At 45.0% G+C, this 23,798-nt stretch carries 15 protein-coding genes; 2 read left to right on the top strand and 13 right to left on the bottom strand.

What is annotated here, in order from left to right:
• Nucleotides 1-277 precede the first annotated feature (277 nt).
• Nucleotides 278-3,523 (bottom strand): bifunctional cytochrome P450/NADPH--P450 reductase, encoded by a 3,246-nt coding sequence (locus ACFTRD_RS09950; protein WP_379379303.1) that lies wholly within the window; start codon nucleotides 3,521-3,523, stop codon nucleotides 278-280.
• A gap of 249 nt (nucleotides 3,524-3,772) precedes the next feature.
• On the bottom strand, nucleotides 3,773-4,702 hold the full coding sequence (locus tag ACFTRD_RS09945; protein ID WP_379379301.1) for an NAD(P)/FAD-dependent oxidoreductase: 930 nt from the start codon (nucleotides 4,700-4,702) through the stop codon (nucleotides 3,773-3,775).
• Between the two features lie 400 nt (nucleotides 4,703-5,102).
• Between ACFTRD_RS09945 and cyoE the strand changes: the two genes are divergently transcribed.
• On the top strand, nucleotides 5,103-6,026 hold the full coding sequence (gene cyoE / locus ACFTRD_RS09940; protein ID WP_379381274.1) for a heme o synthase: 924 nt from the start codon (nucleotides 5,103-5,105) through the stop codon (nucleotides 6,024-6,026).
• 98 nt (nucleotides 6,027-6,124) lie between these two features.
• On the opposite strand, the gene ACFTRD_RS09935 is transcribed toward cyoE, so the two are convergent.
• From ACFTRD_RS09935 to ACFTRD_RS09915, 5 genes are all read right to left on the bottom strand, one after another.
• Nucleotides 6,125-7,894: an ABC transporter ATP-binding protein gene (locus ACFTRD_RS09935; protein WP_379379299.1), complete on the bottom strand. Its 1,770-nt coding sequence runs from the start codon at nucleotides 7,892-7,894 to the stop codon at nucleotides 6,125-6,127.
• Nucleotides 7,891-9,636: an ABC transporter ATP-binding protein gene (locus tag ACFTRD_RS09930; RefSeq protein ID WP_379379297.1), complete on the bottom strand. Its 1,746-nt coding sequence runs from the start codon at nucleotides 9,634-9,636 to the stop codon at nucleotides 7,891-7,893. Before ACFTRD_RS09930 ends, ACFTRD_RS09935 begins: the two co-directional genes overlap by 4 nt.
• Before the next feature lie 135 nt (nucleotides 9,637-9,771).
• A complete protein-coding gene (locus ACFTRD_RS09925; RefSeq protein ID WP_379379295.1) occupies nucleotides 9,772-10,503 on the bottom strand; it encodes a Stf0 family sulfotransferase in 732 nt (243 codons plus the stop codon).
• 446 nt (nucleotides 10,504-10,949) lie between these two features.
• The gene (locus ACFTRD_RS09920; protein WP_379379293.1) at nucleotides 10,950-11,774 is read right to left on the bottom strand and encodes a copper amine oxidase N-terminal domain-containing protein; all 825 of its coding nucleotides are present in this window, start codon (nucleotides 11,772-11,774) and stop codon (nucleotides 10,950-10,952) included.
• Nucleotides 11,775-11,895: 121 nt separating this feature from the next.
• Nucleotides 11,896-13,131, bottom strand: a complete 1,236-nt coding sequence (locus ACFTRD_RS09915) for an MDR family MFS transporter (protein WP_483875041.1) — start codon at nucleotides 13,129-13,131, stop codon at nucleotides 11,896-11,898.
• Nucleotides 13,132-13,277: 146 nt separating this feature from the next.
• Between ACFTRD_RS09915 and ACFTRD_RS09910 the strand changes: the two genes are divergently transcribed.
• Complete coding sequence (locus ACFTRD_RS09910) at nucleotides 13,278-15,053, top strand: ABC transporter substrate-binding protein (RefSeq protein ID WP_379379291.1); 1,776 nt, start codon at nucleotides 13,278-13,280, stop codon at nucleotides 15,051-15,053.
• A gap of 62 nt (nucleotides 15,054-15,115) precedes the next feature.
• On the opposite strand, the gene ACFTRD_RS09905 is transcribed toward ACFTRD_RS09910, so the two are convergent.
• From ACFTRD_RS09905 to ACFTRD_RS09880, 6 genes are all read right to left on the bottom strand, one after another.
• Nucleotides 15,116-15,991 carry an SDR family oxidoreductase gene (locus tag ACFTRD_RS09905; RefSeq protein ID WP_379379289.1) on the bottom strand — a complete coding sequence of 292 codons (876 nt, stop codon included), beginning with the start codon at nucleotides 15,989-15,991 and terminating at the stop codon, nucleotides 15,116-15,118.
• A gap of 27 nt (nucleotides 15,992-16,018) precedes the next feature.
• On the bottom strand, nucleotides 16,019-16,507 hold the full coding sequence (locus tag ACFTRD_RS09900) for a hypothetical protein (protein ID WP_379379287.1): 489 nt from the start codon (nucleotides 16,505-16,507) through the stop codon (nucleotides 16,019-16,021).
• A gap of 121 nt (nucleotides 16,508-16,628) precedes the next feature.
• Nucleotides 16,629-17,186, bottom strand: coding sequence for a MarR family winged helix-turn-helix transcriptional regulator (locus ACFTRD_RS09895; RefSeq protein WP_379379285.1), 558 nt, complete (start codon nucleotides 17,184-17,186; stop codon nucleotides 16,629-16,631).
• A 231-nt stretch (nucleotides 17,187-17,417) separates the two neighbouring features.
• The gene (locus tag ACFTRD_RS09890; protein WP_379379283.1) at nucleotides 17,418-20,054 is read right to left on the bottom strand and encodes a PAS domain S-box protein; all 2,637 of its coding nucleotides are present in this window, start codon (nucleotides 20,052-20,054) and stop codon (nucleotides 17,418-17,420) included.
• 201 nt (nucleotides 20,055-20,255) lie between these two features.
• Nucleotides 20,256-22,640 (bottom strand): polyprenyl synthetase family protein, encoded by a 2,385-nt coding sequence (locus tag ACFTRD_RS09885; protein WP_379379281.1) that lies wholly within the window; start codon nucleotides 22,638-22,640, stop codon nucleotides 20,256-20,258.
• A 189-nt stretch (nucleotides 22,641-22,829) separates the two neighbouring features.
• The gene (locus tag ACFTRD_RS09880; protein ID WP_379379279.1) at nucleotides 22,830-23,627 is read right to left on the bottom strand and encodes a sulfite exporter TauE/SafE family protein; all 798 of its coding nucleotides are present in this window, start codon (nucleotides 23,625-23,627) and stop codon (nucleotides 22,830-22,832) included.
• Nucleotides 23,628-23,798: the final 171 nt, after the last annotated feature.

Here is a 23,798-nt window from a genome sequence, read left to right as displayed (position 1 = left end):
TACCATCAGGCATAACAATATTAATGACAACATGTTAAAAACTCCTTTTTCTTCATCTCACATTCCATGACCCATTCCCGTGTTATCTGTTCAGTATAAGATGTTTTATTCATACACTTTATAAAGTATGTTTATTTATATTGCGTCAAAATATTTTTTTTGTCAAGAGATCATGTATCAGCCAAATTCATACAGCTTCCGATTTGAAGGATATGAACCTCCAAATCAACGGCTGTTTTTTGACATAAGAAAAAGGCGACTTATCGCCGCCTCCATCTTAATATGTTTCAGCATACACGAACTTCTCCGATTCAGCCGTTCGTTTACCTGCCCACACGTCCTGGACGTAACGTCCTTCTGCCTGAAGCTGATTGAGCCAGTCTTTCGCTGCCTGGGGGGTTACTCCTTTCGCCTTCTGATACGCTTGCCGCAATGTCTCTTCCACGGCAGGGGCCATCTGGCTTCCATCCCCGCATACGTAGATTCTCCCTTTTCCATTAAGCAAATGAAGCAAATGTTCCGCTGTCTCTATCATCAGATGCTGCACATACGTTTTGGGCTGACCTTCCACACGTGAAAAAGCCGTATGAAGCTTGACGATTCCTGCCTCTTCGTATTGTTCAAGTTCTTGTCGATATATGAAATCCGATTCATTTCTGCATCCAAAGAACAAATGAGCTTCACCAAGTGGCAATCCCCTCTTTTTCCAGATAGATCTGGCTTGAAGGAAACCTCTGAACGGTGCAACGCCCGTCCCTGGACCCACCATGATAATTGGAACATCCGGCTCTTCCGAAAGCTCAAATCCGGATTCTGGCGTACGTACAAACATCAGAATGCTATCGCCCGTTTGCCGGTCGGCCAGATAGGATGAAGCCAGACCACGGAATTCGCCGTTACCGCTCCATGCAGGCTCTCTCACAACGGACACCGTAATGCTTGCCTGCTTGGCATTGAGGTGGGGAGAGCTGGATATGGAGTAATACCTGGGCTTAAGTGAGGGCAGCAATTCAAGAAATCTTTCGAATGGCAGCTCACAAGCCTCATACTTTTCAAGCAGTTCCAGCATGGTGACTCTGTTATCAAGTATATGTTCCCTGTAGTTGTTTTCTTCCAACATGGCCTCCAGTTCACGCTTATGAGGCGGGCACACCGTATGGTTAGCCAACTCTTGCAGCTGCGTTCTTGTAACAGGTACTTGCAATTCAACACAGTCACGGAGCAGTTCATGTACCTGGACAGGACGGTTCAAAGGAAGATGTGTAAGCTGTGTTACATTCGAAGTTAATTGGATCTGAACGTCTCCTTTTAATCCGAACCGATGGAGGATGCGATTCACAAGTTCATTTGCATTTCGGGGCAATACGCCAAGATGATCGCCTTCTTTATAGGTCATGCCTTCGGGCAGCAGTATCTCAAGGTGACGTGTACTGCGCCCACTATCTCTTGCCTGAAGCTCTTCATTTACCACTACAGTGGCATAGCTGGCATTGTAGGTTCGCGCAAGCGGCAGATCGGCTTTCTCGCGAACAAATTCCATATGAAGTGTACTTCGTGAGGAGTGTTCCATGGATTCCTCGCTGATCCCCAGAGCATTTAACATCTGAGGCCACAATATGCGCTGCCACTCTTCCACTTGTTCCTCCATGTCCCCGCCTGCATCGGCTTCTCCCCGAGGTAATAGCCTGTTGCCTCCCAAGCTCGCAAGTTTCTCATCCACCACTCGAGGAATGCTCTGGTATGTACCGGACCAGCTTCGATCCCCGCAGCCCAGAACTGCATAGGTCACACCCTTTGTCTCTTCTGACTTCGCTTCCTTCAGCCATTCCATAAATGCCGTTGCATTTTGCGGCGGTTTACCATTATATGATGCAGTCACGATGAGAACGATCCCCTCTTTGGGCAAGCGGCCAACCGATTCATTTAATGTCGTGGCTTCGCTTGAAATCCCATAGGAACGGGCTTTCTCTGCAATGCCTCTGGCAATACCTTCTGCGGTTCCCAGATTGGAACCATACAGAACCAATAAAGTTGGATTAATGTCCACGGTAGTGGTCATCGATTCCGTAATAGGACCGTGATCAGCTACATTGGTTTGAACAACCTGGTTCGACTTCTCATTCGAGCGAACAACAGGTGTACCCAGCTTCGGTGAAACTGTACGCGCTCTCACCTGTATTCGAAAATCCCCTGGTTTTAACGTTAATGTTTGTTTAATATCCAATGTATAGTTGCTATAGTCAACCAGCTCAAAATGTTTAAGCACCATACCCAGCACAAGGGTTGCTTCATATAAAGCAAACTGCATGCCGATACACGCTCTCTCCCCATTGCCAAACGGTTTATACGCATGATGAGGAACTTGATTCGTGTCTTCAAAACGTTCCGGGCGGAATAGCTCTGCGTCCTCTCCCCAGGCACCTTTGTCACGGTGAAGCTGAGGCAGAAGAATACTGCAGCTCTCCCCTTTTTTCAGCGGATATTTGCCACCTATGATGGTGTCTTCTTTGGCATAAACATCAAATCCCGGAGCGGTTGGCCATAGGCGCAGCGATTCACTGAGAATCATGCGGATATACGGGAGCTGAAGGATCTCTTTGTACTGTGGAGATTCATTCACCAATACCCGATCCACCTCGTTATACGCTTTTTGAAGTGCCTCTGGGTTATTAAGCAAAAAATAAAGAGCAAAAGATAATAAACCACTGGTCGTCTCATGTCCGGCAATGAGAAAAGTAATAATCTGATACCGGATGTTATCATCGTCCAGCTTTTCTCCGGTTTCCGGATCTTTGCCATTCAGCATACGTGCCAGCAAGTCAACCTCTTCAGGTGCAGCACTTGCTTTACGTTCCTCAATAATCTGATCGACCAAAGAGAACATGGTTTGAATATCTTCCTGGTACTGTCGTTTGGTTTTGACCATCAGCAAGTTTTGAATTTTCAGGCGCGAGCTTTTCTGCATGGCTTCATTTAATGCACGCACCATACTTTTGATAAAAGGACTGTGATCCTGTCTGTAAAAGCTGTTAAATCGATAATTGAAACCGCACAGTCCAATGGTATCCAACGTAAGTCGTGTCATGTCGTCTGCTACATCAATGGTGTCATTGGAATTTAGACGCGCCCATTTGTTTATCAATTGTTCCGCTATGTCGACCATCATCGGATGATAACCCTTCATTGCCTGTTTACTGAAGGTGGGTAGCAGAATATTATGCGCTTTTTTCCAGTTCGGCTCGGATGTTCTGCTTGTAAATAAACCATCGCCTCCAAAGGCACGTACATTTTCGAGTTCATTGTATATAAATTTATCAAAACGGCTTACGTCACATAATTCAGCCACCAGATCTGGTCCAGATACAATCAAACCGGAATAACCAGGAACAGTCAACCGATATATGGGACCATACTCCTCAGCTATTTTTCCGAGAGACATCGTTGGATTTTCTTTATCAATCAAGGGCAGATTTCCGAGTGGACCATACATTTTGGGCTGTGGAACGTTAATTGCTTTACTCACTTTTAACACCCTCTCCCATAGCTTTAAAATGATATTAAAAGCTATCATTTGATATAATAATAAATCGTTAACGAATGAAAATCAAATGTTGATCTTACGCCTATAATGTCTGAGCCGGTCACTCGGAGATGGAAAAATTTACAAAAAACACAAAAAGGGAATTGCGTCGGCAATCCCCTTTGATCTGATCCTTTTTATTGAATTATCTATTAAGCAACTTCTCAGAAATGAAACGAGTAAACCGGCGTTCTATCGGTTTAAATGTTTACCGCGCTCATCCCATGCTTCCATATTTAACTCATTGTTGATACTTACTGCAGATAAAGCACCAAGGGAAGCCGCAGTAATAGCCTGGTACAGCTCCGACGCTGCATCTCCGGCACTGAATACACCTGGTACAGTCGTTTTGCCGTAATCATCGACAACGACCGTACCGGCCTCGTTAACCTCACATCCGATCGCCTGCGGCAGTTCTGATCCGGCAACCAGTTTCGGTCCAAAGAAAATCCCTGTGCACGAGATTTCTGTGCCATCTTCTAATACTACCTGCTGCACCATCCCATCACTTGATTCAATGGATCGAATTGGAGAGTCCCATACCGGAACACCATGCTGCTTCAATTCCTCCCTCTGCTCGTCCGTTAATTCATCAGGGCCATTCGTGCAAATGGTAAACTGGCTTGTCCAGCCCGAGATTGTTTTGGCCATATGAAATGCCTTGGCTCCATTAACAATGATGACCAGCGGTTGATCTCTTAATTCCCAACCATCACAATAAGGGCAGACAAAAGCACTCTTGCCATATACCTCTGTCAAGCCGTTTATATCCAGCGGGAGGTCTTTTTTCCCTACGGTGAACAACACTTTCTTTGTACGATAGATCGCTCCTTGCGCCGTTGTAACTTGAAAATCACCATCGGTTCCTGTCACAGAGGTCGCTGTGTCCCCTACAAAATGAACGGACGGGTATGCGCTAATCTGTTCCTTCGCAACCTTCCGAAATTCACGCGGACTGGCACCATCTCTCGTCAGAAAACCGTGCGTTTCACGTGTGACCCAATTACGCGGGGTTTCATCGTCTATGACCACAACCTGCTTACGAGCCCTGCCTAATACAAGAGCCGCATTAAGACCCGCAGGCCCTCCACCTATGATTAATACATCCATCTGTTGATTCATATTTAACACCCTTTCCAGATACTCAATGTCCTTAATAAACACAAAAAAATAAATCCATACTGACTTCTTGCCGCTTGCAAACAAGCTGTTCTTACAATAATCTAAGAGGAGAACTTTCCATACCATTAAAGACCCCTTATATCTACAATAAACAAATAAAACGCATAATGCAAGAAAAATATTCTTTTCTTGTCTTTAATACTGTTTAGATTGATTCTGTGACCTGTATCACATAAAATCATTTTTAACAATTGAAAAAAACCTTGTTTTTAAATTGTTCACAATCAAATGACATTATTTTAAATACTAAATCGTTAATTAATTCACATACTGTATTGAATGCTATAATAAAACCACGAGATATATAAGTATAGATATAGGAAGTGAGTTCTTGAAAACATTGAATAAAGGGTCACGGCCCGATATCAGCTTGGAGTATACTAGCTCGATTCCGAAAGTATTTTTTGATACGATCAAGATCGGAATCATCAAATCCAATCTGATCGCCATGTTTGCCGGTTTAAGTTTGGCTTTGTATGTATTTGATGCATCCATTTTAGCTAATATTGTACCCATTATCCTCTCTGTTATCGGGTCTTCCCTGATTATCGGAGCGGCCGGAGTGTTTAACAATTTGTATGATCGGGATATCGATGCAATCATGGAACGGACCAAAACCCGTCCTACGGTTACCGGTCGCGTAGATACCAAAACAGGTTTGATCCTCGGTATTGCCATTACGGTCATTGGGGGAGTCATGTTGTATATTGCATCCCCATCGGCTGCCGTATTCGGCATATTGGGACTGCTGCTGTATGTGTTCCCTTATACCATGTGGACCAAACGAACAACCGTATATAATACGGAAGTCGGAAGCCTTTCAGGTGCTGTTCCGCCGCTCATCGGGTGGGCAGCCATTTCACCAGAACTTGGACATTATGAGATTTGGGCCCTTGTCGTTACCATGCTGTTGTGGCAGATGCCTCACTTCTATGGTATTGCCATCCGGAGATTTGATGAATATAAAGCGGCTGGCGTTCCTATGCTTCCTGTAGTTAAAGGAATCAGACGGACATACATCCAGACGAATGTTTATCTGGTATTGTTGTTATTCTCCAGCTTCTTGTTCTGGCCGATGAGTCCGTTCATTGCCATTGTGGCATTTTTGGTAAGTTTGGCCTGGCTTATTCTTAGTGTGGCAACTTTCGATAAGAAAGAAACCAAGAAATGGTCACATAAAATGTTTATTTTCTCCATTAACCACATTACGATCATCTTCCTGGTCATCATTGCGTATTCATTGATTGCACAGCTGATCAAATAAAGATTGAACAATGGAGCAATACTAAAAGCCGTACAGACAACTCTTTCAAAAAGAGTTGTCTGTACGGCTTTTTTCATTTTTATATCGTATATCTTATCCTATCCCACTTTAACCGGTGTTTGCTCACCTTGCCAAAGTAGCTGCATTTCTTCGTTTGTAGCAAGCAAATCTGATAAGCTGCCCTCGGCCTCAATTCGTCCATCCTTCATGACGATGATATGATCTGCCTTCGCAAGTGCTGCTCTGCGGTGAGACACTGCAATACATGTGACATCTGGCTCCTGGAACAAACCTTCCCACACCTGTTGCTCGGTTTCCACATCCAGCGCACTGGACAGATCATCGAAGATGAACAGGTCCGCTTCGGTCATCAGCATGCGTCCGGTTGCCGCCCGCTGAATCTGACCACCTGACAGCATGACACCTCTTGGGCCTACGGACGTTTCGAGTCCTTGGTCCAGATTCTGGATATCTTTCTCCATAACAGCCAAGCGAATCGCTTTAGCAAGAGCAATCTCCGTACGTCCCTGTTTGCCCTGAACTATATTTTCTTTCAGTGTATCACTGAATAGTCGGGGCACTTGCGGTGTATATGCTGCTCTTGGAGGCATCAGGAATGTAGCGGGATCAACATCTTTCCCATTCCAGCGAATTGTGCCCTCTTGTTTGGGCAGCAATCCCAGAAGTGTACGAACCAGAGTCGATTTTCCAGACCCAACCCGTCCAGTGATGACCAGAAATTGTCCCCGCTTCACACGGAAGCTGATATCCTGTATTCCATTTGCAGAATGAGGATATTGGTACGCCAGATTGCGGATCTCCAGATCTCTTAACTTCTCCTTGGGATCTCTCTGTTCCTTAGGAAGCTCAGGCGGATCTTCATTCAGATAAGTCTCTCTGAAATCCATGATTCGGTCTTCCTCACCAGGACGAAACAGGGTTCGCATGCGGTCAAACGATACTTTAAGCCGTTTATGCTGAAATACCATATATCCAAACAATGAAATGCTAAAACCGATGTTGGCAAGATAACTGGTAAACAAGGCAAAATTACCTACAGTGAAATGGCCGGATTTCATCTCGGCCGCACACATCAGGAGAATGAGACCTGTACAGATGCTGAGAACATGCTGATTAAGTGATCGCATCCACTGTTTAAACAGATTATCCCGGAGTGCCGCCTGACGACGTTCTTCATTCAATTTGTTAAAACGAGTGGAAACATGCTCTTCCGCCTGCCCAAGTTTCAACGCCTGCACAGCTCCAAACGTCTCGGCAATGAAACTGGTGATTCGCCCCGTCGACTCACGATTGACCTGAGCATATCGACGGGCCCGATTACCAGACAGGTTATTCAGCAAGGTCACGACGACCAGTGGCAAAACAGCTACCAAAGTGATTTTCCAGTTAATGTTCGCCATGATGACGATGGATACGATAGCGAACACGAGCCTGCCCCAGAAATCCACCCAGGATTCCACATACTCAACCACCTCATCCACATCATCCCGAAAGCGACTCATCGCCTCCCCTGGTGAAGCCGGCAGATTGCGTCCAGGCCAGCGCATAATACCCGAGAGCATATTGGTACGCAGAATAGCCTGAATATGGTAGATGTATGTGATCCATGCATAGAATGCAGCAAAAAACGTCCCTACTCTAGCCACTCGGATCAAAGCTATGAAGATCAGCGGAGCCGCCAGCCACATATAATCACTGGAACCTACGGTTGCCCTGTCAAAAAACCACTGCATCCCGATCCCTATTGCCAATGGCAAAGAATGAAATATGCACCACAACAATCCGTTGATCAAAAATAGAAAGGGCCTGAATCGAAACAAACGCCCTATAAATCCAGCTACCGTCATGCCAATTCCTCCTCTCGCCCAGTAATCAGCAATCTGGCATAATGTGATGCCGGATCTCTAGCAAGTTCTTCTCTGGCTCCGAATTCCAGCACCTTCCCATCACCCAGTACCATAATTCGATCGACCTTCTCCAAAGTAGCCAGTCGATGGGCAATAATAATTCCGGTACATTGCTTCATCAATTGATCGATGGCAGACTGAAGCATGCTCTCTGTTGCGGCATCCAGCCGTGAGGAAGGCTCATCGAGAATAACAAGACTTGGTTCAGTCAGAAATACACGCGTCAGGGCAAATAATTGAGCTTCCCCTGCGGACAATGAAGAACCACCTGCCTTCAGATGTGTGTCCAACCCTGCGGGTTGTGATTCAATCCAATGACTTAATCCCAGTCGATCCGTTGTCTCCTTAATGATCTGATCCGAAACGCCTTGGTTGAACAGCGTTAGATTGTCTCGCAGCGTACCATCGAACAGCTGTACATCCTGCGTCACCATACCCACCCTGCAGTAGAGTGCAGGCAAGGTAAGCTCTGAAATATCTTTCCCGCCAACATAAATCGTTCCGCTATCCAGATTATACAGGCGCAGAAGAAGACGACTGAGACTTGATTTGCCACTACCTGTACGACCGATGATCCCCAGCCGTTCGCCAGGTTTAATGGCAAAGTTAATATTCTGCAATACAGGTTTATCCTCGTTATAACTGAAGTTCACCTGCTTGAATTCCAGACCAAGCGGCCCTTCTGGCAGCTGGTCCTCGCTTCCGTCCTCAATCTCACTGCGCAAAGACAACAGTTCTCTCGAACGAAGCATACCGGATTTGGCCTTCTGAAACTCTTGAACCTGATCGCCCAGCATCTCAATAGGATCATTGAGCATCTGTGTGTATTGATAAATCAGAAACAGGGTTCCGATGCTGATAATGCCTTTCATGTAGTAATGAACACCGAGCAATAGTACCGCCGTAACAGCCAGAGCGAACAGAATAACCGTTGTATTCCATGGAATGACCCGAAGCAGCCAGGCTTTTCTGCCCTTTTGAAACACAACACGCATGGTGCGATAAAAGCGATTCATCACATACGGGACATGCCCGTTAGCTTGAACATCTTCGATTCCCGCGATACGCTCTTCAATCAATCCGAACAAGGATGCACTCGCTTCCCGCTCATTTTTAGAAGAGTTTACTCCCAGATTCCGAATAAACACCATAAACAGAATCGATAACAATGTAAATACCGTCATGACAATCGCAATGGGTACGTTTACGCTGAACATAAATCCGAGGATTCCGGCAAGCAAGACAAAGCTTCCAATCACCTGCACAATAAACATGGCAAAGAAGTTGGAAATACTCGTCACATCACCATCCACCCGTTCAATCATCTCTCCTGGTGTCTTCACGTTATGAAATCCCATATCCAGACGCAGGCAATGCTTCAGGAGATCTCCCCGTAATCGGTTCGTTGCCCGCCAGGCAACATCATTCCCCAGATAACTGACGGATACCGTAATCAATTGATTTACGACAGCAACAACCAGAAACAATCCGGCAAGCTGGAGCAGGTTAGAAAGGACTCCCCCATTTGCGGCTGTATCAATAAATCGTTTGATAATCTGTGGATTCAGGAGCTGCAGCCCCGTTGACGTTAGCAACATCACCATAAGCAAGGCCAATCGGCCTTTGACGGGTTTTAGATATTGCAGCAGCCAGGACATGGAGCGTTTCTCTGTTTTGGGCATAGCCCCTCACCCCTTCGTATAACATTTCTATTCCATTTTGCATTCAACGCATTTTGGTTCCTCACTAAGATGAATCATACATAATAAAAATAAATGCAACATTTCCAACCCATGAATGAATCTTTTCGAGTGTGTTTACCATCTTACATTCTCCCAATCTCTCTGGCATTCTTCCCGAAATCTTTGCACCCATTGTTCGGAAATCTCGTCTGCAATCGGGTCAAAGGACGGGGGTGATATAGTGACACCGTCAGATTGAACATCCAAAAACGCTAGCACATTCATGACGGTTCCCTCATAATCTTCTATAAAATCCTCATAAACAATCGTCAGCGGCACAATGCCTGACTCAGACAGGAAATCTTCAATTGCTGCTTCGCACATGTTACTCTCCACAAGCAGATGCTTAATTGCATCAAAGTTATATTGATCTGCAATATCCCGTAACTGAGGAATGTCACCGTGCTTGCGGTGCCATTCACCCGAGACAATGGCTCTCCACCATGACACAGCCAATCTGACTTTGTTGCGACGCGTCATATAGATATGCTTGGTGCAATGAGGGAAGCCCGTACTCCATACCTCAGCCCGCGATAACTCTGTTGGCAGACTATAGAGACTGCGGAATGCGTCAATCCATCGTTGTTCAAAATTAATTTTGATTCCGAAGACTCCGTTTGACGTAGTTCCCTGACTCCAGATCTGCTCCAGATCTTCACGCTTTAATGTGTCTGGGCTCTTATGCTGATAATGCAGCCACTCCCTTGGATATCCTGCGACACCCGTAGAACTTAAGGCTTCACCCAGCAGAGTACTGCCGGTTCGTTGAGAAAACCAAATGGTATAACTTTGAGCAGGTCGTTTCATATCGCTGCCTCTCTTTCTCCTCTTAGGGATAGTTTCATGCTAAAAAGTACTGCAAAATCTCCCTTCCATGTGCAACAAATTGGATGGAATGCATGCAAAAAAGCCATAGATGAACTAATGTTCATCTACAGCTTGTAACAATAAGAGAACCATATGAAATAAGAAACGTTTCCGGATTTCTCCACTGCACGCAATAATGATGAGCGTTCACGACAGGGGTGCACAAACATGACTGTCTAGACGCCAATATACAATCCATGGTTAAGTCACAATGCTCATGCGTATTCAGTTATCGTTTCAGAATGCGCCCTGTCTGGAACATGTTCATCTTAACCACCCGTCACACATATTTGTTGTTTATTGTATTCGCTCCACCGTAATCCGTCAAGATAATATTAACTCAATTGTTATTTCCTTCATGCCACTAATCATCATATGCTGCTAGTTCAACGATCATAACCCAAATAGGGGACTTCTCTGAGATTAAACCTCAACTGGTTCACTTTCCATACCCCATTAGTGTAAACAAATTCAATATTTCGATCATTTACATAATGAGAATCACCCGTTAATGTATTTCCGATAACGAACGATTGGGATAACGTCGCTGTTGTACTGCTTGTATAATAAACGGAGGTCTCTGGAGCATCATACAGCATCCAATCCCTTACTAGATCCTGCCTCTTGAGAATAAATTGGATTAAATCTTCTGTAAAATAGGGCTTGAAATACGCACTGACCTGCTTAATCTGAGACAAGCCTGAAATTTCATTCAATTTTTCTGACAAAACATTTAACCGCCCCTGGGTTAATTTCCTTGAATCAGGGATCTGGATCGTCTCCTCTTGCATACTTACAATCATATTTTGATTATTCAAGTGGATGGTTGCCTGTTTAGTTTGTGGATTCCACTCCAGCTTGGCTCCTAACGTTTGGCTGACAAATCGCAGCGGAACATATGCTGTATTGCCCATTATTTCAACAGGAGAATCCATTTTGATTATCTGTTCATTCACTCTCGCATTTTTAAAGTTAATTACAAGCCAAATTTCTTTTTCATCCGTTTTAATTCGAATGCTCTTCCCTTCCTTATACCACGTTACGTCTGCTCCCAAGTTGCTGGACACAACCCTCAAAGGAATTAGCACCCGGTTATTGGACAATACGCCACTCCCAATCTCTAGCGTGGCCTCCTCAGCGAAACTCGGCGTTGAAAATGTGGCAAACATAACACATGCCAGCAATGTTAAAGTGAGCTTTTTAAATATCATTTGGAACCCCCATGAGGAAATGTTTAACTAAAAAACACCGATTACTCAATGAAAGTTACAGTCTACAAAAAAAAGTTAAAACAACTAATGCTTATATGCAATGCAACTGACATCCCTTAAGCTAGGCACTCACTTGTATTGGATTTGACTCCTTTTCCCTGACGACAAGGCGCTTATGCGCTACGATTAGAAAAGGCAATCCAAGTGCAGTGGTCAGTGCCAATGGTACAAAAATGGATAGTCCATTCCCCGTCCCGAATTGGGTTAATAACAGCCCTCCCAGAATCGGCGCCATGACGCTGCCCAGGTTATTGAATCCAATGGTCCCAAAGTAGGTCCCTTTCCATTCCGGTTTGGCAATTCGGTCAATCAGCATATCCATCATGGTGAACATGAGCACTTCCCCAACGGTGAACAGAATGACACTGATCATCAGTACCGCAACGCTTGTTGCGATGCCAAACAGGAACAAACTTGTAGCGACCAGCAGGTTTCCTAGAATGAGGGGCACAACTGGCGGGAATTTGCTGGCCACCCGCACAATCGGAAACTGGACCACAAGCACGGTCAACGCATTAAGTGAAAGCATATAGGAAAACACTTGACTCCCATGTTCAAAAAGAGGATTTTGCGCCACATACTGGGCCAGGGTTGAGCTAAAGTGCCCATACCCAAGCACACAAAAAGTAGTCCCGATCAGCACCGGCAAAAATACACGGTCACGGCCGGTGGTAGCCAAGGCATCTCGTAAACGGGGCGCAGTGACCTGGACGTGTTTCGGCAGAGTTGCACGCTGCAATTGAAATTGAAGAAACAAAACCAGGCCGTAAACAATATATACCATCCCGGAGATCACAAACGGAAACGTAGACTCCGCTGATCCAAGCTGAAGGCCGATAATAGGTCCAAATACAACACCCAGATTAATGGCAGCATATCTGAGATTGAAGACAAGCAGCTTATTTTGTGGTGAAGTAATGTCCGATAGAAGTGCACGTGACGTGGGCTCAAACACGGCGCGGCATAAACCGTTTAACGTATTGGCCACAAAAAATACCCACAGATGCTCCGCTGCTGAAAAGATGAAGAAAACACAGGCCCAGCCAAATACGGAGACCATCATGACCAACTTTCGGCCTATTCGATCTGAAATATAACCTCCGTAAAAGCTGACCATGACCCCCGCCAGAGAACTGACCGCGACGGTAACCCCAGTTTGTGTTGGTGTAGCACCTAGTACCTGGGTCAGGTAAATGGATAAAAAGGGGATGCTCATGGACGTGACGAGACGTCCAAACATGGTTCCAATAATGATGGTCCATGCTAAAGGGTGAATCTGCCGTAAATGCTGCTTCATGCGTATGGTTCTCCTGTTCTTGTTGTTTTGTCTAAGTGGGGCTGTCTTTCCCTCTCTCTTTATGTATAATTGTATCGATCAAAGGGGGAAATAAAAGTGTAAGATTGCGATAACACTTTTCACCTTTTATAAAGGAGCATCCAAACATGGATACCACAACAACCCATTATGTACGTCTTGCAACAGCAAAAGAACTTTCTCTTACACTTGATGAACCCGTTCCAGTAACCATCGACAGCCTTTCCGATGCCTTATGCTGTACTCCACGCAACGTGAAGTTTATTCTGCGCAAGCTGGAGGAACAAGGATTTATTCATTGGCAGCCTGGGCGTGGGCGGGGACATTATTCGGAGATGACGCTGCTGCGCAGTGTGAATGAAACGCTGGAGAGTCACCTGCGGGAACTGATTGGGAGAGGTAAAATTAAAGAAGCGATCGAGCTGATCGGCACGATTGACATCCATAAAACGCTTCAGGAACAATTGCTGCGATCACTTAACAAGCATATGGGATTCCACAGTCATGCCGAAACGGCATCCGGTCAGGATGTGCTGCGCATGATGAGATCACGCAGACAAGGCAATCTGGACCCTGCTTTTGTTTATACAGCTTTTGAAACCTACCTGCTCGGTCAGGTCGGCAATACATTGGTCACTTATGATGCCAAATCCAATTCGTTCCAGCCCAATTTGGCGCATATGTGGGAATGCAGCGAAGATCACACCGTATGGATCTTCTATCTCCGTAAAGGGGTGCGTTTCCACCATGGACGTGTAATGACATCCATGGACGTACAAGCCACGTTACAGCGATTGCATGATGTGCACAGCCCGTCCATCTGGTTATATCGGGATATTGAACGTGCCGAAATCACTGGCAATTACTGTATCCGATTTGAACTCAGTCGGCCGAACCGCTTCTTTTTGCATCTGTTTAGCTGTATACGAATGACCATTCTTCCCTACGATATGGATGTCTCCGAACGGCTGATTGGCACCGGACCTTTTCAGATTACGAAGATGAATGAGGATGTGCTGGAGCTTGGCGCATTCGAAGCTTATTATGGTATTCGTCCCCATCTCGACCAAGTCCATATTTGGTTTGTTCCCGATTTGGGTCCGAATGATCGGTACTATGAACTTCCTGGAACATCTCGGCTGAAGCTCCCATCAACCGATTTCAATACAAACAGCATCAATTATCCTGCGCTCGGGTGCCAGTATATGCTCTTCAATTTTCGTAAGGAAGGCATCCACCATCATCCGAAATTTCGCCAAGCGCTGAGGATGGTATATGACTCCGTGGCACTTGTGAAGGATCTGGGCGGTAATCGAATTACACCCGCAGGCAGCTTCTTGCCATGGAAAAGTGAAATACAGGACTGGACAGAATCCTCGCTTGAACACGCCCGAGAGTTGCTATACGGCAGTGGATACCAAGGTGAAACCATTGCATTATCGTACACTTTGAACAAAGATTCAAAAGTTGCGGAGTGGCTTCAGCGGCGTGCACAAGTCATTGGCCTGCACCTTGCCATGTGTCCCTGTGAAGATAATGTTCATTTCGGAGAAACGATGAATGCCGAATTAATCATGGCTGAAGAAATTCTGGAGGAAGATTGGCAATATGGCATGATTCACTTTTTCAAAAACCTGTCCAATCATTTTCATATGTGCATGACTCCTGATCTGCAATCTGTACTGGATCAAAAACTGGATCATTTCGCCCAACTGCCCAGCATAGAACGTGCAGAGCTATTAGATGAAGCTGAGGAAATGCTGCGAGAAAACAACTGGATTTTGCACGGTTGTCACATGAACAAGCGCGCTCAACTCGATCAGAGCATCTTCGGCATGCAAACCGCCGAATTTGGTTATATGGATATCTCTCAATTATGGATCAAAATCGGCAGTGAGGTTTGATTTGCATCAAAAGAATCCCCCTAAAGAATAATTAAGGGGATTCTCCTTATTTCATTGCATGGTTATAGCCTCGGTTTAAATGCATCCCGATACTCTTCCAGGAATGCATTAAGCGAGCGAGGCTCTCTACCGAGCAAGCGTCGAACGGTATCTGTCGGCTTCTCTGACACAACGGTAGACATCGTCTGGATTTCCACAACGTGGTCTGCGAGCCAAGAAGGCATCTGTCCATGTTCGATCAGATCCGTTCGCAACGCCTCAGGTTTGAGGTTAACGAACTCGATCGGTCGATTGAGCACAATGGACAATTTATCTGCAATCTGTGGATAGGTGAACGTTTCGGAACCCGTCAACGTATATATGCTGTTAACCGACTTGAACCGTGTCATCACTTCTGCGGCAACATTTGCGATATCCCGGCAATCGATGAAGTTGCACGGTGAATCTCCAATACAGCCGAAGAACATATCCTGGGTTGTTATGGTTGGTGCGAGACGCAGCAAATTTTGCATGAACGCATAAGGTCGCAATATTGTATACGCAATTCCTGATGTCACGAGAGCTTGCTCGATATCGGCATGCCATTTTGCTATAGCTACAGGTGAACGTTCCTCATAAGCTGGACTGGATATTTTGACGACATGCTTCACTCCCTCTTGCGCAGCTATCTGGATAATGGATGTCTCTAATTCCACTTGTCTGGGATTGTTGGATAACGCAAGGAATAGTTGGCTGGCACCCGCCAAAGCTCTGCGCATCGATTCAGGATCATTCGCATCGGCAATACGAAGTTCAACACCGGACAATGCCAAGTCCACGATTTGTTGACGAAGCTGATCAGGCTCTCTGCTTATTGCCCGAACGGGAACGCCGCCTTCCATCAAACGTCTCAAAAGTGCATTTCCAATCATACCAGTTGCTCCAATAATAGTAATCATGTTTTCATATCTCCTTCTCAATTGAATTCATTTATTTTTAAAGGAAGCTCTCCAACGCCAGGTCATGATCGTGCAGGCTAATGCACCAGACAGGGGAAAATCGAACCCGATATGATCCAGCCAAAGCCAAGTCCATGAAAGACTCGGGTTTACGATATGCAGCACGTTGGAAATCCCCCACGAGGCCATAAGGCCAAGCATTGCGCCTGCAAGTGCAAAGCAACCCACAACGATCACACGAGGCGTTTTCACCACCCAGCGTGTATGGCTTCCACGCTTACGCAGCCAGAGTCCAATCCATAGAGCCATCAACAGGGACGCCCCTCCAATCGTTGTTAGGGCTCGTAACTGAAGCACTTTATCAGCGGTAACGATTCCCCCGATGCTTGCCATAATGGCAGGCGATAAGTAAGCTGGGATTAATTCTCGCCATAACACAAACGGTTTTTGGCGAGGCTGTGCGGATCGAACAGCATAACTTTCCTCTGATCGAACGGGGGCTTTTTGGTTAAACATATCACTACTCCTTTTATTTGAAATTAAACCCTATTGTTACACTATGTAATTAGGAGCCTAACTATATGGTGATGAAAATGGGCTAGCTGATCTAGCCCGTTTCACCTTTCTTGCTATGCTCCTAGGATTGGGATTCAGAGAAGTCGATTGACTCATCTGTAAGTGCCGAGATGCCTTGGGTTACACGCCCCAGCAGATCGAGAAACACACTCCGTTCCTCAATTGTGAGCAAGCCGACCATCGCTTCCAATCTGGCAAAATGCTCCGAAGCCATATCCGTCAGCTTTTTGGCGCCTTTGGCTGTCAAGATGACTGACTTCTGACGGCCATCGACGGAACTCGTCCGACGAGCGACCAGTCCATCGCGTTCGAGAATCTCAATTAGACCAGTTACGGTTGCACGAGTAACGCCCAGATTTTCCGCGAGTTGCGAGGGCAGCTCTTCGCCATCGTTATCCTCTAGATCTGCTAACAGACGATAGCGACCTGTCGATAAACCAAATCTGGAGAAGTGAATTTCCGCGGCATGCCCAAGCTTGGCTCCCGCTACCATCAGCCTGGATGCGACAAGCACGGCTTGTGCATCAACATCTAATTGATAGCGATCAACCTGTCGCTTCGTTTGTACTAACGAGGGGATGAGATACATGTCATTTGTTTCTTTATTATGGTTGGTCATAGATGTAGTATGGCGCCTAACTATATATTTGTCAACTTTTGTTCAGCACTTTCTATCCACTCCGATTTCCATCTAACGTTAAAGAGCCGTTGACTTATCACAAGGATAAGTCAACGGCTCTTTTGCCAAACAAAAGGTAATCCGATCATACAACATAAAGAAATCTTAAACCATGGGCATGTCTGTACTGATACATACTATATATTCTCGATTTTCATGTTCGTTTGCAAATCACAGATGATTCTTTTGTTTCTTTGTTTTGTAAAACTCCTCCATCACTTGCATAATGGATTCACTTTTAATTGGTTTGCTTACATACGCATCCATTCCAGCCTTCAGACACTTGTCCATATCTCCTCTAACTGCGTTTGCAGTAACTGCTACAATATATGGGCATGTGTCTGGTGTCAGGGCTTCCTTAATCGCTTTGGTCGCTTCAAATCCATTCAGTCTAGGCATGTGCACATCCATAAAAACAATATCGTACTTATTTTGTTTGACAGCTTCCACAGCTTCAACACCGTTCACTACATAATCCGCAAGATGACCTTTCTTCTCAATCATTCGGCGCAGCACGAGCTGGTTCACTTCATTGTCTTCCGCAATCAGAATTCGCAATACATCCATCTTATTCTTTTTAAGTTGAAGATCGTAATTGTTGATTTCCTCAAATGTATTGATTTTAAAGGAAACTGTAAAAACAAATGTTGTCCCGGGATCACTGGACTCTTCAATCCAGATATCTCCCCCCATAAGCTCGATCAGCTTCTTGCTGATCGCCAGCCCAAGGCCTGTACCTTGAGGCTTGCGAGTCATGAAGTTCTCCAATTGGTAGAAGGCTTCAAATAGATGCCCTCTCTTCTCAGCCGGGATTCCAATCCCCGTATCTATCACTTTGAATTGAAATTGAACATCATTATATTCTTGTCCAATCACCTTCACTTCGATTTCTACACTGCCTTCCAAGGTGAACTTCACAGCATTCCCTATGATGTTGGTGAGGACCTGTCTAAGACGGTAAGCATCCCCGAATACGGGAGTAGGAATGGCATCATCCAGGCTAAGACGAAGATCCAGCTGCTTCTCTCGGACCATTGGTGTTACGATATTAACCGTCTCGGTCACGATTTCTCTGAGATCAAAGGGTTCATCCATCAGATCGGTTTTGCCCGACTCTATTTTGGAAAAGTCCAGAATATCATTAATGATCGCAAGCAGCGAATCCCCGCTCTTTTGGATGATCTCAATGTATTCCTTTTGTTCTCCGCTGAGTCCAGGCGTATCCAGAAGCAGATCCGTCATTCCGATCACCCCGTTCATGGGAGTACGGATCTCATGGCTCATCATCGCTAAAAATTCACTCTTGGCCTTGTTCATTCGTTCCGCAGTCTCTTTGGCTACAAGCAATTTTTTCTGCTCTGTAATATCCTTTGCAATCAGGTAAAAACCTACGTTTTGTTCATTAATAATGATGGGAGCAAGCGTTGCCAGCACTTCTGTCTCTGAACCATTGATGTGCTGAATGGCATTGATTTCTTTTTCAGCCAGCTCATAATGACTATTGAGGATCAGACCAAGATGATACAGCCCGATAAACCTAGATATGCTTGTTCCGATCATTTCCGCAACCGGGCATCCCGTCATTTTTATGGCTACCGGATTGGCATTTATGATATTGCCGCTCATGTCAAAAGAAATGATGGCATCATGATTATATTTTTTCAGTGAAGTATAGCGTTCCACCGATTCCTGCAGTTTGAATTCGACAAGTTTACGCTCCGTGATATCCTGCAATGTACCGTTCAACTGTATCGGTTGTTGATCTTCATCATAGGTAATTAAGCCTCGTAGATGAAGATACTTTTGCTTACCGTCTGACCCCAGATGCCGATATTCAAAATCAAGCGGCTCCCCTTTTTTCACCGATTCGATACATTTCTTCAAACGCTGTTCCTGTGATGGCTCCATGCAGGAAAAGATCTCACTGGCTTTATAGGTTTTGTTATTGTCTATTTCAAAAATCTCATATATTTGATCCGACATTGAAACATGGCCACTTAGCATGTCCCACTCCCAACTGCCGATCATAGCAATCCGTTCAGCTTCTGCGCTGATGGCCTCATGTTTCTTTCTCTCCGATATGTCCCGACCAATTGCCAGAATCTGTCGTTCTTCCCCCGGGTCACCGATAACCTTATATGTGGTTTCAAACCAGAGGTTATGCCCATCTTTGTGGCGAACCTGTATGTCCATCAGATGTCCTTTGCTCAAATCGATCTGCGAAGCACCTTCCATATCCTCCGGATGGAAAACGAGGGTATTGTCATTCCCAACCACTTCTTCCGGCGAATAACCAAGCAGATTATATACGGAAGGCGAACAGTAGCGACAAACACCGTCAAAGGTAGCAATATATATGATTTCCTGGGCATTGTCGGAGATGAGTTTGAACATTTCTTCCGTTTGAAGAAGTTTTTGTTCGGTTGTTTTACGATCCGTAATATCCACAACATGACAAATAAAATAAAGAGGCTCATTGTTAATTTCATTTCGAACCAATGTTACATGTAACGATACCCATAAGATATCTCCATTTTTTTGAATATAACGCTTTTCATATCTGTGCTCTTTCGTTTTAGCATCACACAGCCCACGCTCATAGACCATGTCCTGAGCAGAATCATCGGGATGGGTGATATCCTTATAGTGAAGTCCTATTAATTCTTCGGCTGCATAACCCACCATACTGCAAAAAACAGGATTCACCTTCATCCACTGTCCTGTTGGAGCAACAAGTGCAATACCAATAGGTGCTTGATTATAAATCTGCTCAAACAATTCGTGATGATCGACCTTTTGAACCTGCATCTTAAGCTCTCCTTTTGGTGTATAAACACAATATTTGCTTAATACCCGATTTTTTATTTGTTGAAACATCTCATTTTCTAAACGTTTGTGTCATTAAAGCAAAATAAGACCTGGATTCTATTCACATAGAATCCAGGCAACTTTGTTTTATTTCATATAAACCATGCCGAACATAGGAATGGGATGTAGTCAGAAAAGATTTCACCGCTCCCGTCCAATAATGTAATCCAACAAATGTTTCAGAAAAGAATTCGGTTTGGGCATTTCGTTCAGTGCATCGGTAGCTAGACAATAGTGCTCCCACAGCTCTTTCTTCGCGCCATCTTCGCCCAGAATCGACACAAAAGTTGAACTGTTGTTCCGCACATCCTGACCTGCCGGTTTACCCAGTACAAGATAATCCCCTTCCAGATCCAGCAGATCATCCTTGATTTGAAAGGCAATACCCGAATGATATGCAAACTTCTTCAAGGTCGCAATTTCCGATTCCTTCACCTGAGCCAGAATGGCAGGCATCACTAGTGCAGCCTCAAAAGCAATGCCTGTTTTGTAGAAACAGATCATGTTCAATTGTTCCAATGTCAGTGCCTTTCCTTTGGCGTTCAGATCCATGGCTTGCCCCATACACATATCTTCTGCTTTTTCAGCCGAATATTGAATCAGGGTCAGAACGGTAGCGGCATCGAACTGCTTGAGGGAAGATTGCTCTCCGATGGCCTTCTGAATGAGAAATAAACCCGTTAATTCTGCTGTTGCGCTGTTATGCACCTGATGCAAGGTGGAACGGCCCCGCCGGGTCGAAGCATTATCCTGTGTTGGCAGATCATCAAAGATCAGGGAAGCTGTATGCATGTACTCCAGTGACCTCAGAAGAGGAATGATAGACGATTCATGCAATCCATATTCACGCACACCCATAACCCAAGTCAGTATCGGCCTGAGCCGCTTCCCATCCCCTTGCAAACTATAATTCGCAGCATCAATAAGTGTTTCTTTCATCTCTGGAAGCTCACTTGGCTTGGGAATCTGCAATTCAATATTGATCTGTTCACGAACCGTGCGAATCGTATCCAGAAAATCCTGTTTTTCCTGCTTGTCGTTCTGCAAATGGATGATGACCTGATCTCGCAGTAATTTATCCAAAAAATCCACATCATCGGCTTTTCGTACCATCTGCTGAATGAGTCGATTGAATTCCGGTTGTCCAGAGGCAAAAATGTTCATTACTTCGTTGTAATGATCTTGACCCAGACGCTCTTTACAACGCTTAAGACCATTAATCGCACGATCCAGTATAACCTCACGGGTCTTCGCATCGGAATGGTACACCTCATGAATCAGATAAGAGATAACTGCCCAGTATAGTTCATACGGATTGATCAGATCAGGCCGCAGGTCACGATATTTCAGATAGTAGGTATACGGGGTCACCGCCCCCTCCTCCATGTCGGCAAACATATCGGCAAAATCGTCTGCGAGTTGATTGTAAATGCCATAATAGAATGTCCGCAGATCAAAACTTTCATCCGCAGATGCACTGAGGACGGAACGAACGATGAGTCTGGAAGAAGAGGATTTGATAATAATCGGAATATAAAGTTCTTCATTGGTATAATTCGCATTGGTTAGTTTCTTCGCGCGATCTATCTCCTGGGACTGAAAGAATACGTAAGATTGCTCGAAGAACGTTCGCTGAGTCTCCGGGCGCTGGTAGTTCTTGATATACTCGAACGCATCCCGCAGCTCGGAATGAACATATTGAATGACTTTGAGATTGGCTCCGTTCCATTCGCCGATGTCCGGCACAATTCCGGTGAGAAGTGCATTTCGAATCAGAAGAGAATATTGTTCCTTCTCTTGTGCGGTCAATGCCTGTGAATCAAGAAGGTCATCAATAAATGGATAGGTTAACCCGTAAGAATAACCAAGCCGAATCGCAGCGTCCAGCCTCTCTGAGCGTTCTGCCTGTGGAGTGTCATCATTCATATCATCATTCACATGCAGAACAACACCAAGGATGATCTTGAGTAACTTGCGCTGTGCCTGTTCCGCGTCCAGTTCTTTCGGAATATTGGAAGCGACATTCTTTAATTTGCTAATCACCCAGATGACGGCCGTTTCCACGTTCTCCTTCTGAGCCCAGCGATATAAGGAGGCCAGACTGATATAATCCGGTTGTTCCTTGCGATGGGGCGTATTCGAACGCATAAAGTATGCTTTGGTATCCCGAACGACGCGCTGGATTCGCTCCTGTGTCTCTGAACAATCCAGCGCTTTGCCCAGATCCCGCATATATATATAAGAGATACTGCGATCCAGGTAGTTATCCAGCTTGCCTGTAACATTCAGCCACTGAATATATCTATGAGCATCCCGGGAATCCGGTTTCCGTTGACTTGGTGCTAAAAAAGATAACCAGGAAAAAGGTTGAACGTGATTTTTTTGCCATAAGTTAATATCCTGCGTCAACGCGGTGATATAGTTGTTTTCCAGAAGTTGTTCATGAAGAGAAGTAAAATACTGAGTTGACTTCTGCTCAGCCAGCCGATATCCTGCATCAGCATGATCTGTAAGTACGTTATTCATAGGATGGATACCTCAACTTCTAATAATGTTAAACATGTATCCATGAAAGGAGTTTGAGGATGCTCCATGGACGAAAACTGATGTGAATTCATGATGAAACAAATTCGCCAGCTCATGTTCATAACCTTTATACGGCATTCCATCCGTTTGGTTACGAAATCGTCATGGACGCTGCTATCCTATATGGTTTTACAAAATGGATGACCACACCTTCACTGCTGTAATCGCGATGAGAAGCATTAGACCATACCGAAGCAGTCTCACATTCATCATCGAACTTACTTTGGAACCGAGAGAAGCTCCGATCAGACTCCCGATAACCGTATAAACAATGGGCTCCAGCGGAATGTCTCCACCCAGAATCTTTCCCACCACCCCACCAAGGGCTGAGATGAACACAATAGCTAACGAAGACGCGATGGTTGTGCGGGTAGGGATCTTGAGCACGGTCAGCATGATTGGAATCAATATAAAAGCACCACCCGCACCGACAATCCCCGAGACGATCCCCACGGTAAGAGCAGACCCTGCCGCAACATAAGTGTTAAATATCAGCTGTTCAGTCGAGCCCGCTGTTCCCTTACCCGGGATCAGCATAAGTACAATCGCGATTATGGCCAGGATGCCATAGATCAGATTGATGACTTCTCCATTCAGATGTCCGGATATGAAACCGCCAATCAGACTACCGACCAGAATACTGGAGCCCATATTAGCCACCAGACCTTTATGAATGAGAGCTTCGCTCTTTTTCCCATTCCCTGTTCTCCTAATGTAAGCCACCACACCAGCGAGTGAGGCAAAAAACACCTGAAACATACTGATGGATGATACCTCATGTGCCGAGAACGGCTCCAGTCCCATTAGAGAAGGAACATACAACAACAGCGGGTAATTAATTATGGCTCCACCAATACCCAACAAACCGGAGAAGAAGGAACCGACCAGACCTAGTATAAACATGATGATAAAAAGCAGAGTATCCATCGGTTTTTCTTCCTTTCTTGCCTTGTAAAAAATCATCCAAAAAACAGTATACGCCATTAAAATAATCGGCTATAATATAAAAACCAAGTAAATTAATCCGAAATGAGTGATTAAGCATGTTTAACGTGTTGAAGACTCTTTTTGAAAATAAATGCCCGCTTTGCAACGAAA

Source organism: Paenibacillus sp. NPDC056933, assembly GCF_042674385.1.
Classification (GTDB): Bacteria; Bacillota; Bacilli; order Paenibacillales; family Paenibacillaceae; genus Paenibacillus.
The sequence above is the reverse complement of the archived record's forward strand: the minus strand, read 5'-3'. Positions and strand labels throughout refer to the sequence as shown.